The sequence below is a fragment of the Streptomyces sp. NPDC051217 genome (assembly GCF_044455465.1).
Classification (GTDB): Bacteria; Actinomycetota; Actinomycetes; order Streptomycetales; family Streptomycetaceae; genus Streptomyces.
In genome coordinates, this window is the sequence record NZ_JBITEV010000003.1 from 579,623 (window position 1) to 596,800 (window position 17,178).

Annotated in this window: 15 protein-coding genes and 1 tRNA gene; 12 read left to right on the forward strand and 4 right to left on the reverse strand. The window is 70.7% G+C overall.

The window, feature by feature from the left end; all coding sequences use genetic code 11:
- Positions 1–53 precede the first annotated feature (53 nt).
- The 3 genes from ACIBBB_RS10715 to ACIBBB_RS10725 are packed head-to-tail and all read left to right on the forward strand — an operon-like array spanning position 54 to position 4,146.
- The gene (locus ACIBBB_RS10715; protein ID WP_398980784.1) at positions 54–2,057 is read left to right on the forward strand and encodes an acetyl-CoA carboxylase biotin carboxylase subunit; all 2,004 of its coding nucleotides are present in this window, start codon (positions 54–56) and stop codon (positions 2,055–2,057) included.
- Complete coding sequence (locus tag ACIBBB_RS10720; protein ID WP_398980640.1) at positions 2,054–2,989, forward strand: hydroxymethylglutaryl-CoA lyase; 936 nt, start codon at positions 2,054–2,056, stop codon at positions 2,987–2,989. Before ACIBBB_RS10715 ends, ACIBBB_RS10720 begins: the two co-directional genes overlap by 4 nt.
- A gap of 2 nt (positions 2,990–2,991) precedes the next feature.
- Positions 2,992–4,146 (forward strand): acyl-CoA dehydrogenase family protein, encoded by a 1,155-nt coding sequence (locus tag ACIBBB_RS10725; protein WP_398980641.1) that lies wholly within the window; start codon positions 2,992–2,994, stop codon positions 4,144–4,146.
- Positions 4,147–4,381: 235 nt separating this feature from the next.
- Here the strand turns inward: ACIBBB_RS10725 and ACIBBB_RS10730 are convergent, their stop codons facing one another.
- The gene (locus ACIBBB_RS10730) at positions 4,382–4,744 is read right to left on the reverse strand and encodes a VOC family protein (RefSeq protein ID WP_398980642.1); all 363 of its coding nucleotides are present in this window, start codon (positions 4,742–4,744) and stop codon (positions 4,382–4,384) included.
- Between the two features lie 154 nt (positions 4,745–4,898).
- Here ACIBBB_RS10730 and ACIBBB_RS10735 point away from each other — a divergent pair, with 154 nt between their 5' ends.
- The gene (locus ACIBBB_RS10735; protein WP_398980643.1) at positions 4,899–5,930 is read left to right on the forward strand and encodes an ABC transporter substrate-binding protein; all 1,032 of its coding nucleotides are present in this window, start codon (positions 4,899–4,901) and stop codon (positions 5,928–5,930) included.
- A 10-nt stretch (positions 5,931–5,940) separates the two neighbouring features.
- On the opposite strand, the gene ACIBBB_RS10740 is transcribed toward ACIBBB_RS10735, so the two are convergent.
- The gene (locus tag ACIBBB_RS10740) at positions 5,941–6,630 is read right to left on the reverse strand and encodes a lysophospholipid acyltransferase family protein (RefSeq protein WP_398980644.1); all 690 of its coding nucleotides are present in this window, start codon (positions 6,628–6,630) and stop codon (positions 5,941–5,943) included.
- Between the two features lie 338 nt (positions 6,631–6,968).
- Positions 6,969–8,741, reverse strand: a complete 1,773-nt coding sequence (locus ACIBBB_RS10745; protein WP_398980645.1) for a beta-N-acetylhexosaminidase — start codon at positions 8,739–8,741, stop codon at positions 6,969–6,971.
- A 127-nt stretch (positions 8,742–8,868) separates the two neighbouring features.
- Between ACIBBB_RS10745 and ACIBBB_RS10750 the strand changes: the two genes are divergently transcribed.
- The 3 genes from ACIBBB_RS10750 (at position 8,869) to glmS (ending at position 12,049) form a co-directional block, all read left to right on the forward strand.
- On the forward strand, positions 8,869–9,759 hold the full coding sequence (locus tag ACIBBB_RS10750) for a DUF4429 domain-containing protein (protein WP_398980646.1): 891 nt from the start codon (positions 8,869–8,871) through the stop codon (positions 9,757–9,759).
- Positions 9,760–9,848: 89 nt separating this feature from the next.
- Entirely contained in the window at positions 9,849–10,130 is a 282-nt protein-coding gene (locus tag ACIBBB_RS10755) for a hypothetical protein (protein WP_398980785.1), read from the forward strand.
- A gap of 89 nt (positions 10,131–10,219) precedes the next feature.
- A complete protein-coding gene (gene glmS / locus ACIBBB_RS10760; protein ID WP_398980647.1) occupies positions 10,220–12,049 on the forward strand; it encodes a glutamine--fructose-6-phosphate transaminase (isomerizing) in 1,830 nt (609 codons plus the stop codon).
- Between the two features lie 43 nt (positions 12,050–12,092).
- Here the strand turns inward: glmS and ACIBBB_RS10765 are convergent, their stop codons facing one another.
- Positions 12,093–12,614 carry a universal stress protein gene (locus ACIBBB_RS10765; RefSeq protein ID WP_398980786.1) on the reverse strand — a complete coding sequence of 174 codons (522 nt, stop codon included), beginning with the start codon at positions 12,612–12,614 and terminating at the stop codon, positions 12,093–12,095.
- A gap of 341 nt (positions 12,615–12,955) precedes the next feature.
- Here ACIBBB_RS10765 and ACIBBB_RS10770 point away from each other — a divergent pair, with 341 nt between their 5' ends.
- The 5 genes from ACIBBB_RS10770 (at position 12,956) to ACIBBB_RS10790 (ending at position 17,173) form a co-directional block, all read left to right on the forward strand.
- A complete protein-coding gene (locus tag ACIBBB_RS10770; RefSeq protein ID WP_398980648.1) occupies positions 12,956–13,258 on the forward strand; it encodes a hypothetical protein in 303 nt (100 codons plus the stop codon).
- A gap of 404 nt (positions 13,259–13,662) precedes the next feature.
- Complete coding sequence (locus tag ACIBBB_RS10775) at positions 13,663–14,883, forward strand: GlxA family transcriptional regulator (RefSeq protein WP_398980649.1); 1,221 nt, start codon at positions 13,663–13,665, stop codon at positions 14,881–14,883.
- Between the two features lie 10 nt (positions 14,884–14,893).
- A complete protein-coding gene (orn, locus tag ACIBBB_RS10780) occupies positions 14,894–15,487 on the forward strand; it encodes an oligoribonuclease (RefSeq protein ID WP_398980650.1) in 594 nt (197 codons plus the stop codon).
- Positions 15,488–15,592: 105 nt separating this feature from the next.
- Positions 15,593–15,665, forward strand: a tRNA-His gene (locus ACIBBB_RS10785).
- Positions 15,666–15,805: 140 nt separating this feature from the next.
- On the forward strand, positions 15,806–17,173 hold the full coding sequence (locus ACIBBB_RS10790; RefSeq protein WP_398980651.1) for an extracellular solute-binding protein: 1,368 nt from the start codon (positions 15,806–15,808) through the stop codon (positions 17,171–17,173).
- The last annotated feature ends 5 nt before the right edge of the window (positions 17,174–17,178 follow it).

Genomic DNA, 17,178 nt, shown 5'->3' on the forward strand with positions numbered 1-17,178 from the left:
CGCACACGACCACCCCGCGCGCCACCACCGTTCGAACGGCCGCTCCGACCGGCATGTTCGACACGGTCCTGGTCGCGAACCGCGGCGAGATCGCGGTCCGTGTCATCCGTACGCTGCGCGCGCTCGGCATCCGTTCCGTCGCGGTCTTCAGCGACGCCGACGCGGACGCCCGGCATGTACGTGAGGCGGACACCGCGGTCCGGATCGGCCCGGCGCCCGCATCCCAGAGCTATCTCGTGAGCGAGCACCTGCTGGAGGCGTCCGCCCGCACGGGCGCCCAGGCCATCCACCCGGGCTACGGCTTCCTCGCGGAGAACGCGGCCTTCGCGCAGGCGTGCGCGGACGCCGGTCTCGTCTTCATCGGGCCGACGGCCTCCGCCATCTCCCTGATGGGCGACAAGATCCGCGCCAAGGAGACCGTGGCGGCGGCCGGTGTGCCGGTGGTGCCCGGCTCGTCGGGCAGCGGTCTGACCGACGACCAACTGGCCGAAGCGGCCAGGGAGATCGGGATGCCCGTGCTGCTCAAGCCGTCGGCGGGCGGCGGCGGCAAGGGGATGCGGCTCACGCGGCTGGAGTCGGCCCTGCGCGACGAGATCGCCGCGGCCCGGCGCGAGGCCCGCGCGTCCTTCGGTGACGACACGCTTCTGGTCGAGCGGTGGATCGACCGGCCGCGCCACATCGAGATCCAGGTGCTGGCCGACGGGTACGGCAATGTGATCCATCTCGGCGAGCGCGAGTGCTCGTTGCAGCGCCGCCACCAGAAGATCATCGAGGAGGCGCCGTCCGTCCTTCTGGACGAGAAGACGCGGGCGGCGATGGGCGAGGCCGCGGTGCAAGCGGCGCGCTCCTGCGGCTACCGGGGCGCGGGGACGGTCGAGTTCATCGTCCCGGGCGAGGACCCGGGCTCGTACTTCTTCATGGAGATGAACACCCGCCTCCAGGTGGAACACCCAGTCACCGAGCTGGTCACCGGCCTGGATCTGGTGGAGTGGCAGCTGCGCGTCGCCGCTGGTGAACGGCTCCCGTTCACCCAGGAGGACATCACCCTCACCGGGCACGCGATCGAGGCCCGGATCTGCGCGGAGGACCCCGCGCGCGGCTTCCTTCCCTCGGGCGGCCGGGTGCTGTCGCTGCGCGAGCCGGGGGGCGACGGCGTGCGTACCGACTCGGGCCTGAGCGAGGGCACGGAGGTCGGGAGCCTGTACGACCCGATGCTGTCGAAGGTGATCGTGCACGCCCCGGACCGCGCGACGGCGCTGCGCAGGCTGCGGGCGGCGCTGGCGGAGACGGTGACCCTGGGCGTCCCGACGAACGCCGGCTTCCTGCGGAGGCTGCTGGCCCACCCCGCCGTGGTGGCAGGCGAGCTGGACACCGGCCTGGTGGAGCGGGACGCGGAGTCGCTGGTGCCGGTGGGGGTGCCGCTGGAGGTGTACGAAGCGGCGGCGGCGGTACGGGAGTCGGAGCTGGCCCCCGCGCCCGCGAGCGCCCCGGGCCCCGGCTGGACCGACCCCTTCTCCGTACCGAACGGGTGGCGGATGGGCGGCATGAGCGTCCCGGTCACCCACCATCTGCGCGTCGCGGGACATGAACCCGTCGTACACCGGCTGCTCGGCACGGGACCGTCGCACGTGGAGCCCGGCCGCGTCACCGTCACGGTGGACGGGATGACCCACACGTTCCACCGGGCGGACGACTGGCTCGGCAGGGACGGCGACAGCTGGCACGTGCAGGACCACGACCCGGTCGAGGCGGCGCTGCTCGGCGCCGCCGGGGCGGGAGGGCTCGACGCGCTCACCGCCCCCATGCCCGGCACGGTCACGGTGGTCAAGGTGGCGGTCGGTGACGAAGTGGTCGCGGGCCAGGGCCTGTTGGTGGTCGAGGCGATGAAGATGGAGCACGTCATCTCGGCCCCGCACGAGGGCACCGTCACGGAGCTCGACGTCACGGCGGGCTCCACCGTCGCCATGGACCAGGTGCTGGCCGTGGTCGCGCCGGCCGCGGTCGCCGACACCGCCGCGCCCGCGGCGACCCCCGCGGCGGCCGAGGAGGAGAAATGACACTCCCGATGACGGTCGTGGACGAGGGTCTGCCGACCCGGATCCGTATCCACGAGGTCGGCGCGCGCGACGGCCTCCAGAACGAGTCGACGATCGTCCCGACCGAGATCAAGGCCGAGTTCATCCACCGCCTCGCCGCCGCCGGGCTCAGCACCATCGAGGCGACGAGCTTCGTCCACCCCAGGTGGGTGCCCCAACTGGCCGACGCCGAGCAGCTGTTCCCGATGGTGAGTGACCTGGAGAACGTACGGCTGCCCGTCCTCGTACCGAACGGGCGCGGACTCGACCGGGCACTGGCCCTCGGCGTCCGTCGGGTGGCGGTCTTCGCCAGCGCGACCGAGTCCTTCGCCAAGGCCAATCTGAACCGGTCCCTGGACGAGTCGCTCGCCATGTTCGAGCCGGTCGTCGCCCGCGCCCGCGCCGAGCGGCTCCATGTCCGGGGCTATCTGTCGATGTGCTTCGGCGACCCGTGGGAGGGGCCCGTCCCCGTCGACCAGGTCGTCGGGATCGTCAAGGCCCTGGTCGACATGGGCTGCGACGAGGTGAGCCTCGGCGACACGATCGGCGTGGCCACCCCCGGCCATGTGCAGAGCCTGCTCGCCACGCTCATCGAGGAGGGCGTGCGGATCTCCACGATCGGGGTGCACTTCCACGACACGTACGGCCAGGCACTCGCCAACACCTTCGCCGCACTCCAGCACGGAGTGACCACCGTCGACGCGTCGGCGGGCGGCCTCGGCGGCTGCCCGTTCGCGAAGAGCGCCACGGGGAATCTCGCCACCGAAGACCTCCTGTGGATGTTGCAGGGCCTCGGTATCTCCACCGGGGTCGATCTCGGTCTCCTCACCGCGACCAGCGTGTGGATGGCCGAACAGTTGGGACGACCCAGCCCCTCGCGCACCGTGCGCGCCCTCTCCCACAAGGAGTCCTAGCCATGTCCCTGGACCACCGGCTCTCCGACGAGCACGAGGAACTGCGGCGTACCGTCGAGGCGTTCGCGCAGGACGTCGTCGCACCCAAGATCGGCGACTTCTACGAGCGGCACGAGTTCCCCTACGAGATCGTGCGCGAGATGGGCCGGATGGGCCTGTTCGGCCTGCCCTTCCCGGAGGAGTACGGCGGCATGGGCGGCGACTACATGGCGCTCGGCATCGCCCTGGAGGAGTTGGCCCGCGTCGACTCGTCCGTGGCCATCACCCTCGAAGCGGGCGTCTCGCTCGGCGCGATGCCGCTGCATCTGTTCGGTACGGAGGAGCAGAAGCGCGAGTGGCTGCCGCGCCTGTGCTCCGGCGAGATCCTCGGCGCCTTCGGGCTGACCGAGCCCGAGGCCGGCTCGGACGCGGGCGGCACACGCACCACGGCCGTACGGGACGGCGACGAGTGGGTCATCAACGGCTCGAAGTGTTTCATCACCAACTCGGGCACGGACATCACCGGCCTGGTCACGGTCACGGCGGTCACCGGCCGCAAGGAGGACGGCCGCCCGGAGATCTCCTCGATCATCGTCCCGTCCGGCACCCCGGGCTTCACGGTCGCGGCCCCGTACTCGAAGGTCGGCTGGAACGCGTCGGACACCCGCGAGCTGTCCTTCTCCGACGTCCGGGTGCCGCTGGCGAATCTGGTCGGTGCGGAGGGCCGCGGTTACGCGCAGTTCCTCCGCATCCTGGACGAGGGCCGCATCGCGATCTCCGCGCTGGCGACGGGTCTGGCGCAGGGCTGTGTGGACGAGTCGGTGAAGTACGCGAAGGAGCGCCACGCCTTCGGCCGGCCGATCGGCGCGAACCAGGCGATCCAGTTCAAGATCGCCGACATGGAGATGCGCGCGCACATGGCCCGCCTCGGCTGGCGCGACGCCGCCTCCCGTCTGGTCCACGGCGAGCCCTTCAAGAAGGAGGCGGCGCTGGCGAAGCTCTACTCCTCGACGGTGGCGGTGGACAACGCCCGCGAGGCCACCCAGATCCACGGCGGCTACGGCTTCATGAACGAGTACCCGGTGGCCCGGATGTGGCGCGACTCCAAGATCCTGGAGATCGGCGAGGGCACGAGCGAGGTCCAACGGATGCTGATCGCCCGGGAGTTGGGCCTCTAGGGCATGTCCGCGAAGTAGCGCCGTCCGCCCGCAGGGCGGGGCCCGCGGCGGCTGGTGCGGGTCAACCGGGCATTACGGTGAGACACGAAGACCTCCGTGCGGTGAGTTCCCAGACAGCTCCCACCACACCGGAGGTCTTCGCCATGGGACGACGGTGGCCGAAACCCTGGAGGAGCTGAGCCGACGCGGGGTGCGGATGGCCGTGGTGTCGGACGCCTGACCCGGTCCGCCGCCGTCACGCCGTCCCGCGGTGGCTCAGCACATTGACGACCCGGCCGCTCGGGTCGCGCGCGAAGAAGCGGCGTACGCCCCACTCCTCGTCCCTCAGCGTGTGCACGATCTCCGCGCCGCTCGCGCGCACAGCCGCGTACGCCGCGTCCACGTCGTCCACCTCGATGCTCATGTCGGCGACGACGGGCCCGGTCACGTCCTCGGTCAGGAAGCTGACCTGCGCGCTCGGTGTGGACGGAGAGGCGAGGGTGAGGATCCAGCCCTGGTTCATGACCTCCTCGAAGCCCAGCAGGCCGTAGAACTCCCGGCTCCGCTCCTGCTCCTCGGGCCGCACATGGAGGTTGGGCACAACGCGGCGGACGGACATCGCTGACTCCTGCGGGACGAGGGAGTGGCTGCTCCCCCAACTCTCCCGCACGGCTCGGACACCCGCCCCCGTACGCGAGGGTAAGAAAGGTTAGGCTAACCTATCCGAACTGCCCACCGGCCGGTCTCCGGCGCGTACGAAAGCGGACATCGACATGCCCAACGCCCTCCATTCGCCCCTCAGCCGCCGCGGCGTCCTCGCCGCCGGTGGCGCCGTCGGCCTCGGAGTCGCGCTCGCCGCCTGCGGGAACAGCGACGACGACAAGGGGGAAAGGGACGCGGCCGGCGACGTGAAGGCGGGCCCCTGGTCCTTCAAGGACGACCGCGGCGAGACGGCCGAGGCCGACAGCGTCCCGAAGAACATCGTCGCCTTCACCGGCACCGCCGCCGCGCTCCACGACTACGGGATCGAAGTCAAGGGCGTCTTCGGACCGACCACCACCAAGGACGGCAAGCCGGACATCCAGGCGGGCGACCTCGATGTCACCAAGGTCGAGATACTCGGCAACGTCTGGGGCGAGTTCAACGTCGAGAAGTACGCGGCGCTCGCCCCGGAACTCCTCGTCACCGCCCAGTGGGTCGAAGGCGAACTCTGGTACGTCCCCGAGCAGTCCAAGGACAAGATCCTCAAGCTGGCCCCGAGCGTGGCGCTCCTGGCCGCGGAGACCACCGTGCCCAAGGCGATCCGGCGTCACGCGGACCTCGCCGAGTCCCTGGGCGCGGATCTGGGGGCCAAGAAGGTCACGGACGCGAAGGCCAGGTTCGAGAAGGCGGCGGGCCGGCTGCGGGCGGCCGCGAAGTCCAGGCCGGAGATCAGGGTGCTGGTCGGCTCGGCCAGTCAGGACCTGTTCTACGTCTCCCTCGCCAAGATGTCCGCAGACACCCTCTACTTCCAGGAGCTCGGCGTGAAGTTCGTGGAGCCGAAGGTCAACGCGCAGGGCTTCTTCGAGGAGCTGAGCTGGGAGAACGTCGACAAGTACCCGGCCGACATCATCATGATGGACAACCGTTCCTCCGCACTCCAGCCCAACGCCCTGGCGTCGAGGCCGACTTGGGGGCGGCTGCCCGCGGTCGAGGCGGGCCAGGTCGTTCCGCGCGTCACGGAGCCCATCTACTCGTACGACAAGTGCGCGCCGATCCTCGAAGATCTCGCCGCCGCCATCGAGAAGGCCAGGAAGGTCGCCTGATTCCGTCCCGTCAGACGCTTGCCCCGACGGCGACCGGCGGCGCCGTCCGACCCGCCGGTGCGCCGTGCGGGTGCGCGGCGCTCCACCACGCGGCGGTCACCGCGCGATGCGCCTGCGCCGTGGCGGTCGCCGGGTCGCCGGTCAGCCGCACCGGGGCGCCGATGTGCACCCGCAGGTCCGGGCGGCGCAGGGGCGCGGTCGCCAGACCCGCGAGCTGCCCGAGGACTCCGCCCGAGATGATGCGGCGGGCGCCGCTCTGTCCGAGGGGGACCACCGGGGCGCCGGTGGCGGCGGCCAGCCGGGCCAGGCCGGTACGGAAGGGGCGGGGAGGCAGTTCGGTGGCGTCCCCGCCGTCCGGGATGCCGCCCTCGCCGTAGATGAGGACGAGCCGGCCACGCGCGAGCGCGGCCGCGGCGTCGTCGAGGCAGCCGGCGGCCCCCGGGTCGCCGCGGCGGACGGGGACGTGCCCGTCGCGGACGAGCGCGCGCCCGAGGAGCGGTACGCGCCACAGTCCCGCCGCCGCCATCACGACGGGCTCGACGCCCAGTTGACGCAGCGCGGCGAGAACGATCGCCGGGTCGCTGAGCGAGGTGTGGTTCGCGGCGACGACGCTCCCGGGCGCCAACTCGCCCTCAGCGTCCAGCGTGACCGTGAGGCGGCCGAAGAACGGCACCAGTGCGGCGGCTGTACGGCTCAGCATGAGGTCCTCCGGTGCGGACTACGGGCGGTGTTTCCCATGGTCGCGAAGAGCGACGGCACCGGCGTGAGTATCCGTACTCAACCGGCCGCCCCGAACCACCCATCCCGGCCGGCGCGCGCAACGCCCCCAACCGGACAGCCCCGCCCTCCAGTTGGAGCCCGTCCGCGCCCCCTTCGCCGCCACCCGCCCCAGCGAGGGATCCGAGCCTCTCGACGCGCGGCGCGAGAGGGATGTTCACAGACATGCGCGGACCCCACCGAGGGTGACGAGACCGGCGGGCGCCCCCGGCCCCCCACGGGCGCCCGCCTCCTCGTCAGTGCCCTCGGCTCACCGCGCGGTCATCCGGCGGGCCACGGCACCACCGGCGAGGGGTAGTAGTCGATCCCCAGCGCCGTCATCCGCGGCCCCTGCGCCGCCAGCCGTACCTTGTACGTGTCCCAGTCCCGCGCCGACTGCGGGGACCAGCCGATCTCCGCGACACCGGGCAGCCTCGGGAAGGCCATCCTCTCGATGTTGTCGCTGGTCGACAGGGTCTCCGACCAGAGCGGCGCCTCGATGCCCAGCACCGCGCCCGGGGCGACCCCCGCGTCGGCGAGATAGGCCGCCGGGTCCCAGTCGTACGAGCGGTCCACCTCCACCAGACCGGCCCAGGACTGGCCCAGGTCGGTGTTCCGGTCGTACTTCATGTCGAGATAGACCCGGTCGGCCGGCGACAGGATCAGCTTCGTGCCGGCCTTCGTCGCCTCGGCGACCTGGGCGCGCTCGGCGGCGCCCGTGGCGTCGTAGCCCCAGTACTGCGCGACCGCGCCCTTCACCTGCTCGGCGCCGGTCAGCTGGTGCCAACCCACCACAGTCTTCCCGTACTTGGCCACGACCGCCTGCGTCCGCCGCATGAACTCCACATAGTCCTCATGGCTGGTGGAGTGCGCCTCGTCGCCGCCGATGTGCAGATATCTGCCGGGCGTCAGGGCGGCCAGCTCGCGCACCACGTCGTCCACGAAGTCGTACGTGATCTCCTTCGTCGCGCACAGCGAGCTGAAGCCGACGGACGTGCCGGTGTAGAGCGGCGGCGCGACGCCGTCGCAGTTCAGCTCGGCGTACGAGGCGAGCGCCGCGTTCGTGTGGCCCGGCATGTCGATCTCCGGGACGACTTCGAGATGGCGCGAGGAGGCGTAACGCACCAGCTCGCGGTACTGGGCCTTGGTGTAGTACCCGCCGGGGCCGCCGCCGACCTGGGTCGAGCCGCCGTACGTGGCGAGCCGCGGCCAGGAGTCGATCGCGATGCGCCAGCCCTGGTCGTCGGAGAGGTGCAGATGCAGGGTGTTGATCTTGTAGAGGGCCAACTGGTCGATGTAGAGCTTGACCTGGTCGACGGTGAAGAAGTGCCGTGAGACGTCGAGCATCGCGCCGCGGTAGGCGTAGCGCGGCTTGTCGGTGATGGTGCCGCCGGCGACCTTCCAGGGACCGCGCTGCCGGCTGTCACGCTCCACCGAGGCCGGCAGGAGCTGGCGCAGCGTCTGGACGCCGTGGAAGAGCCCGGCGGGCTTGCGGGCGGTGAGGGTGACCCCGTCACGGTCCGACTCCAGACGGTAGCCCTCGTCGCCGAGCGCCCGGTCCCGGTCGCCGGACGTCAGCTTCAGCCGGATCCCGTCGTCACCACGGCCGTGATCGTGGTCGCGGCCCCGATGGTCGTCGCGGCCCCGGTCGTCGTCGGTGATCCGCAGGTCGTAGCCGGTGGAGGGCCGCAGCAGCCCCGCCAGATAGGTGCCGACGCGCCGTGCCTCGTAGGAGTCCTCCTCGACCCGGATCCGGGTCGAGGAGGTGATGGAGTACGGCGAGCCGCCCGGCCGCACCGAGGCGGGCGCCGGGACGACGTCGCCGAGCGGCCTGACCGTGGAGCCGGAACCGGAGCCGGAGGCGGACGCGGACGCGGATCCGGCCGCCGTTCCCGTGCGCTCGGGAGCCGCGACGGCCCCTGACGCGGCCACGCACGAGAACAGGGCGACGCCGACGAGCAGCGGGCCGAGGCGGCGCGCGGACGAAGGCCGGGTGGACGCGGACCGGCGGGACGGAAGTCGGGGGAAGGTGGGGGATGTTCCGTGCTGTCTCACAGACTTGCCCCTTCGACGGAGTTCAACTGTGGTGTGGAGCGACCGAACCTCCCCATCGGACCCCCGTGTCCCATCCGTGGTCAAGGTGTAGACCATTCTTCGGCGCCTCGATGGAACAATCGGCCTCATGGCGGAAATCATCCAGAGGGACGGCACTTGGACCTTCGACGGCGACACGGTGCGCATCGTGCCCGGCAGCGACAAGCGCGTGAGTCTGCTGCGCAAGTCGCTCGGCGAAATCGCCGTGCCGCTAAGGGCGTTGGCGGGCATCACTTTCGAACAGGGCCGTAAGTCGGGGCGGCTCAGGCTACGGCTGCGCGAGGGCGCCGACCCGCTGACGAGGGTCGCCGGGGGCAAGCTGGACGACGGCTCGGACCCGTACCAGCTGACCGTGGAGAGCGACCGCACGGGCGTCGCCGAGTACGTCGTCGACGAGGTGCGCAACGCCCTGCTGCTGGACGAGGTCGAGTCGGGGCCGACCGACCGCTATCTGCTGCCCGGCCCCTCCCTGCCGATCACGATGGGCGCCGGGGACGGGACCGTGACCTTCGACGGGGAGCAGATCCGGCTGGAGTGGAACTGGAAGACGGAGGAGTCCAAGTCCTCGCGGGGGATGACCACCCTCGCGATCCGCGATGTGGACAGCGTCGAGTGGCGGCCGAGCGCCGGGATGGAGAACGGCTTCCTGCGCTTCGTGGTCGGCAAGGGCAATTCCCCGGCGCCCAAGTACGACCCGCTCTCCGTGGAGCTGTACGGCTTCCGGAAGGACCCGCTGATGGCGCTGGTCGCCGCCGCCGTGGTCGCCCGGATGCCGCACCCGAACGCGGCGCCCGCCGCGGTCCCCGACCTCACCAAGACCGCCGACGGCGCCGACGTGCCCCCGCAGCCGGCCGCGAGCGGCGACGATCATGACGCGCTGCTGCGCAGGCTGCGTGAGCTGGGCGAGCTGCACCAGGCCGGGATCCTCACGGAGGAGGAGTTCACGACCGCCAAGCAGGCCGTACTGAAGCGCCTCTGAACAGCGCCACGACAGAGATCATGGATACTCCTGCCCGGATTCGGGCAGGATTCTTGCAAAGAGCCGCCAAGCACCCGCAGTATCTACGGGTGCTCGAACGCCGTTCACCCTCGTCCCACGACGACCTCGTCGACCATCTGGTCCGCAGCACCGCGCTCCCGCGCGGCGAGGCGGCCCGGGTGATCCTGGACGTCCTGGCGTACTTCGACGAGACCGCCGAGGAGTTCGTCCGGCGCAGACACCGCGAGCTCCAGGCCGGCGGCGCCGCGAACCCGGAGATCTTCGAGCGGATCGCGGCGGAGCTGCCGCACCGCTCGGTGGCGCCGCCTGAGCTGTCCCTCAGACAGCTCCGGCGGATCGTCTACGGCTGAGCCGCGGTGAGCCGCGGAGCTTATGGCCAACCGTCCACGGACGGCGGCCGGGCACACCACTGAACATTGGCGGAGAGGCAGAGACTGATATGTGCGGAATCGTCGGTTACATCGGACGGCGTGACGTCGCTCCACTGCTGCTGGAGGGCCTGCAGCGGCTGGAGTACCGGGGCTACGACTCCGCGGGCCTGGTCATCACCGGCAAGGCGGCCGCCGGCAAGTCCGCGGCGCTGAAGATGGTCAAGGCCAAGGGCCGCGTCCGTGAGCTGGAGTCCCGCGTCCCCAAGCGCTTCGCCGGCACCACCGGCATCGCGCACACCCGCTGGGCCACCCACGGCGCCCCGAGCGACCACAACGCGCATCCGCACCTCGACCCGGAGAACAAGGTCGCCGTCGTCCACAACGGCATCATCGACAACGCCACCGAACTGCGCGTGAAGCTGGAGGCCGACGGTGCCGTCTTCCTCTCCGAGACCGACACCGAGGTCCTGACCCATCTCATCGCGCGCTCGCAGGCCGAGACGCTGGAGGAGAAGGTCCGCCAGTCGCTGAAGCTGATCGAGGGCACGTACGGCATCGCCGTCCTGCACGCCGACTTCGCGGACCGTATCGTCGTCGCCCGCAACGGCTCGCCCGTCGTCCTCGGCATCGGCGAGAAGGAGATGTTCGTCGCGTCCGACGTCGCCGCGCTGGTCTCCCACACCCGCCAGGTCGTCACCCTCGACGACGGCGAGATGGCCACCATCAAGGCCGACGACTTCCGTACGTACACCACCGAGGGCTCGCGCACCTCGGCCACGCCGACCACCGTGGAGTGGGAGGCCGAGTCGTACGACATGGGCGGCCACGACACGTACATGCACAAGGAGATCTCCGAGCAGGCCGACGCCGTGGACCGGGTGCTGCGCGGCCGGATCGACGACCGGTTCTCGACCGTGCATCTGGGCGGCCTGAATCTGGACGCGCGCGAGGCCCGGGGGGTGCGGCGCATCAAGATCCTCGGCTGCGGCACCTCGTACCACGCGGGCCTCATCGGCGCCGGGCTCATCGAGTCGCTGGCCCGGATCCCGGCGGACGCGGAGCCCGCGTCCGAGTTCCGTTACCGCAATCCCGTCGTGGACCCCGACACGCTCTACATCGCCGTGTCGCAGTCGGGCGAGACGTACGACGTCCTGGCCGCCGTGCAGGAACTCAAGCGCAAGGGCGCCCGGGTGCTCGGCGTCGTCAACGTCGTCGGCTCGGCGATCGCCCGCGAGACCGACGGCGGCGTGTACGTGCACGCGGGCCCGGAGGTCTGTGTCGTCTCCACGAAGTGCTTCACCAACACGGTGGTGGCCTTCGCGCTGCTCGCGCTGCATCTGGGCCGGATCCGGGACCTCTCGGTCGCCGACGGCAAGCGGATCATCACGGGGCTGCGCGACCTGCCCGCCCAGATCGCGCGGATCCTGGAGTCCGAGGCGGAGATCAAGAAGGTCGCGGACGAGTACGCGGACGCGAAGTCGATGATGTTCATCGGCCGGGTACGCGGCTATCCGGTGGCACTTGAGGCCTCCCTGAAGCTCAAGGAGATCTCGTACATCCACGCCGAGGCGTATCCGGCCTCCGAGTTGAAGCACGGACCGCTCGCGCTCATCGAACCGGCGCTGCCGACCGTGGCGATCGTGCCGGACGACGACCTGCTGGAGAAGAACCGCGCGGCGATGGAGGAGATCAAGGCGCGCAGCGGCCGCATCCTCGCGGTCGCGCACCAGGAGCAGCCGAAGGCCGACCATACGATCCTGGTCCCGAAGAACGAGCCGGAGCTGGACCCGATCCTGATGGGGATTCCGCTCCAACTGCTCGCCTACCACACCGCGTTGGCGCTGGGCCGGGACATCGACAAGCCGCGCAACCTGGCGAAGTCCGTGACGGTGGAGTAGCCGTGACGGCGCGTCAGCCCCGCCACCACGGATGATGGCGGGGCTACGGAATGACCACGACGGGCCGCCTGGCCCGTCGTGCCAGCCGGCCCGCCACCGAGCCGAAGATGCGTCCCACGATGCCGTGCGTGGAGCCGACGACGATCGCGTCGGCCGAGTACTCCTGGCCGACCTCCTCAAGCTCGTGGCAGATGTCGCCGCCGCGCTCGACGAGGATCCACGGCACCTCGGTGAGGTAGTCCGCGCAGGCCAGTTCGAGACCGAGCACCTCGGTGCGATGGTCCGGGACGTCCACGAAGACCGGCGGCTCACAGCCCGCCCACACGGTGGTGGGCAGCCGGTTGGCCACATGCACGATGATCAGGGCGGATCCGAGTCTGCGGGCCATTCCGATGGCATAAGCGAGCGCGCGCTCGCTGGACGTCGACCCGTCGAAACCGACGACCACTCCGTGCCGGAAGGCCGGGTCGCAGGAGTGGCGTGTCTCTTCCGCCGCTTGCAGGTCCGACGCGTGGTCGGTCAACTGCTCGCGGTCAGCGGGTTCGGGGATTTCGTGACCGGCCATCGATGTCTCGGCGAGGAAGGTCCTTGTGTGAAGGAGCAACAATTGACGGGGCAACGGAGCTGTGTCTGGGAATCATCTTCCCAACCCCTTACCCGCAAGGGTACGGCGACACTCCTTTTCTGCCCAGGCGTGGCCGCCGCACACGCGACGTATCAGGGGAGCATGCCCGAGCCCGTCGGGGATCGCAACGCCGGATGGCACGTACACAAGGACACGAGGGGCGGGCCACCCGGGGGGTGCTAAGTGACCGGACGGCCGGACGCCTCGTTGATCATGGGTCCCCCCGTGGTCGACGCAGCCGCTCCAGTCACCACAGCCACCCCCGTCACCAGGGAGCCCACGTGTCCGTACGACCGCACCACCACGCCTCCCCCTCGGGGCCCCAGACCGCGCCGGCCGCTCCCGCCGAGTCCGCGAGCGATGTGGTTCGCTGGGCCGCGTTCAGCTGTGTACTCGTGCCGGTGGTGCTCGTCGTGTTCGGGACGTCCGTCGGCGGGGCCGCCGTCCCCGCGCTCGGGCTGCTCGCCGTGACGGCGGTCTGCCGGCTCCTGCTGCGCCGCTCGGAGCGCTCGCTCCGTGCCCAACGTACGGCGGGTAACACCAGGCCCCAGGGGGCGCATCGGGGCGCGCATACGCGTGACTGAAGCGCGCCGGGTGACTGACGGGTCCGGGCCCGCACACCCGTAAGTTTTCAGCCAACTTCACCCCTGCGACCGATCCTTGGCGAAATGGCCTGCCAACCCCCTTGTCACCAGGGCAGAGAGGTCCTTTCCGGCCGCGAAGTGCCTACGGGGACGGGCCATGCGCGCGAGGCGCACTTCCCTGTGAGCCGTGTGAGTGGAACGCTTCGTGATCGAATGCTTCGCGCCAAGTTGCCTTGTCGACATAGCGCCGGATGGAGAACTTGTCACGCCGGCACCACGGGACACAGTAGATTCGATCATGAGTAGCGAACAGTGGGGTCCCGTGCAAAACCGAGGGGAATCGTGCAGGAGCGAAAGACCCGACACGAACGGGGAGACGCGAACACCGAGGGGGGCTTAGCGCCATGAGCCAGGACTCCATTGCCGCACCGGAGTCAGCACGGAAGCTTTCCGGCCGCCGCCGCCGGGAAGTTGTCGCAGTGCTGCTGTTCAGCGGCGGGCCCATCTTCGAGAGCTCGATCCCGCTCTCCGTGTTCGGCATCGACCGCCAGGATGCCGGGGTTCCGCGATATCGGCTGCTCGTGTGCGGTGGGGAGGAAGGTCCGCTCCGCACCACCGGCGGGCTCGAACTCACCACGCCCTACGGCCTGGAGGCGATCGGCAGAGCGGGCACGGTGGTCGTCCCGGCGTGGCGGTCCATCACCTCGCCGCCGCCGCCCGAGGCGCTCGACGCACTGCGCCGCGCGCACGAGGAAGGCGCCCGGATCGTCGGACTGTGCACGGGCGCGTTCGTGCTCGCCGCGGCCGGCCTCCTGGACGGCCGGCCGGCGACCACGCACTGGATGTACGCGCCGACGCTCGCCAAGCGGTATCCGTCCGTCCATGTGGATCCGCGAGAGCTGTTCGTCGACGACGGCGATGTGCTCACCTCCGCCGGCACGGCGGCCGGAATAGATCTGTGTCTGCACATAGTGCGTACGGATCACGGAACGGAGGCCGCCGGGGCACTGGCGCGCAGGCTCGTCGTTCCACCGCGGCGCAGCGGCGGTCAGGAGCGCTATCTGGACAGGTCTTTACCAGAGGAAATCGGCTCCGACCCGCTCGCCGAGGTCGTGGCCTGGGCGCTGGAGCATCTGCACGAGCAGTTCGACGTGGAGACTCTGGCCGCCCGCGCCTATATGAGCCGCAGGACGTTCGACCGCCGTTTCCGTTCGCTCACCGGCAGCGCGCCGTTGCAGTGGCTGATCACGCAGCGCGTGCTTCAGGCGCAGCGGCTGCTGGAGACCTCCGACTACTCGGTGGACGAGGTCGCCGGCCGCTGCGGCTTCCGCTCGCCGGTGGCGCTGCGCGGGCACTTCCGGCGTCAGCTGGGCTCGTCCCCCGCCGCGTACCGGGCCGCCTACCGGGCCCGCCGTCCGCACGGGGAGCAGCTCGCGCCGGCGCCGGTGGAACAGGTCGTACCGCCCCAGGCCGCCCCGGGGGCGAGACGGACTGCGGCGGCGTCCGCGCCGTCCGGTTCTCCGACGGCCTCGTCGTCGGTGCCGGAGCCGGTCAAGTCCTACTCGGAGGCCTTCGCCTCCGGCCAGGGCCGCCCGAGCCTGCCCGGTCAGCGGAGCGCACCGTAGGGTAAGGCGCATGAACGATCGAATGGTGTGGATCGACTGCGAGATGACCGGGCTCTCGCTGACGGACGACGCACTCATCGAGGTGGCCGCCCTGGTCACCGACTCGGAGCTGAACGTGCTCGGCGAAGGGGTCGACATCGTCGTGCGTCCCCCGGACGCGGCGCTGGAGACCATGCCCGAGGTGGTGCGGCAGATGCACACCGCCTCGGGCCTGCTCGACGAGCTGGCCGACGGCACCACCCTGGCCGACGCCGAGGAGCGGGTGCTGGCGTACGTACGCGAGCACGTCAAGGAGCCCGGGAAGGCGCCGCTGTGCGGCAACACGGTCGGCACCGACCGGGGCTTCCTGCTGCGGGACATGCCGGAGCTGGAGGGCTACCTCCACTACCGGATCGTCGATGTCTCGTCGGTCAAGGAACTGGCGCGCCGCTGGTACCCGCGCGCCTACTTCAACAGCCCGGAGAAGAGCGGCAACCACCGGGCGCTGGCGGACATCCGCGAATCGATCGCGGAGCTGCGCTACTACCGCGAGGCGGTCTTCGTGTCGCAGCCCGGCCCGGACTCGGACACGGCGAAGGCGATCGCGGCGAAGCACGTGCTCTGACCCACGGGAACGCCCCCTGGCCCCCGGCATAACTCGGGCGCGAGCACCCTCGCGGAGGCTGTACACTTTTTCTCGGCCGGTCGGGTGCAGGATTGACCGGGCGTGGTGGGTATAGCTCAGCTGGTAGAGCACCTGGTTGTGGTCCAGGATGTCGCGGGTTCAAGTCCCGTTACTCACCCTGACGAATGAAGGGCCGGTTCGCGCGAGCGGACCGGCCCTTCGTCGTGTCGCCGCCCTGTCCCTTGACACCCCTCAGGTGAGCGGGGACGCTCGACCCACTCATGGGAGCGCTCCCATGCCCGGTCGAGGAAGGACGTCATGCGCACACATTCCCGTGCGTCCCACCGGCTGGTGGGTCTCGTGGCCGTCGTCGTGCTCGGGGCCGGGGTGGCGGCCGGGTGTGCCGAGGACCCGCCCGAGTCGTCCGCCGGAGTTACGGGCGGCGGTGGTACGAGCGGGGGCGGCACGAGCGGTGACGTCGACGGCGGGAGTGGGGGGACCGCGCTCACCGTGGGGGTCTTCGGTGCCTTCGGTCTCCAGGAGGCCGGGCTGTACGACGAGTACATGAAGCTCCACAAGGACGTCGTCATCAGGCAGACCTCCATCGAGCGGAACGAGAACTACTACCCGCAGCTCCTCACCCATCTCGGCAGCGGCAGCGGGCTCGCCGACATCCAGGCCGTCGAGGTCAACAACATCGCCGAGATCACCGCCACCCAGGCGGCCAAGCTCATGGACCTGGGCCGGACCGAGGGCGTACGGAAGGACAGCTTCCTGCCCTGGAAGTGGTCGCAGGCCACCACCGCCGACGGGAGGACCGTCGGCCTCGGCACGGACATCGGGCCACAGGGAATCTGCTACCGCAGGGACCTCTTCGCCGAGGCCGGGCTGCCCACCGACCGTACGGCCGTCGGGAAGCTGTGGGCGGGCGACTGGCGGAAGTATCTGGCGACGGGGAAGCGGTACAAGGCGAAGGCGCCCGAGGGGACGGTCTTCGTCGACTCGGCGTCGGGGGTGATGGCGGCGATCACCGGCGGGAACGAGAAACGGTTCTACGAGGCGGGCGGCAAGGTCGTCTACAAGACCAACCCGGCCGTACGGCGGGCCTGGGACACCGCGGCCGAGTTCGCCCGCGAGGGACTGACCGGCAAGCTCCAGCAATTCACACCCGCGTGGGACCAGGGCTTCGCCAACGCGACCTTCGCGACCGTCTCCTGCCCCGCCTGGATGCTCGGCTACATCCAGGACAAGGCGGGCGCCGCCGGCAAGGGCAAGTGGGACGTGGCGACGGCGCCCCGGCCGAGCAACTGGGGCGGCTCGTTCCTGACCGTGCCCAGGGCCGGGAAGAACACGGCGGCTGCCGCCCGGCTCGTCGCCTGGCTGACCGCGCCGGAGCAGCAGGCGAAGCTGTTCGAGAGGCGCGGCAGCTTCCCGAGCGCGCGGGCCGCGTACGACCTGCCGGCGGTCTCCGAGGCGCGGCACCCGTACTTCGGCAACGCGCCCATGGGGCGGATCTTCGCCGCCGCGGCACAGGGCGTGCCGGTCCAGATCGTGGGCCCGAAGGACCTGATCATCGCCCAGAACCTCGCGGACGTCGGCATGCTCCAGGTCGACCAGAAGGGCCGGTCGTCCAAGCAGGGCTGGGACGCGGCGGTGAAGGCGATCGACAACGCGCTGGACCGGTGAGCGAC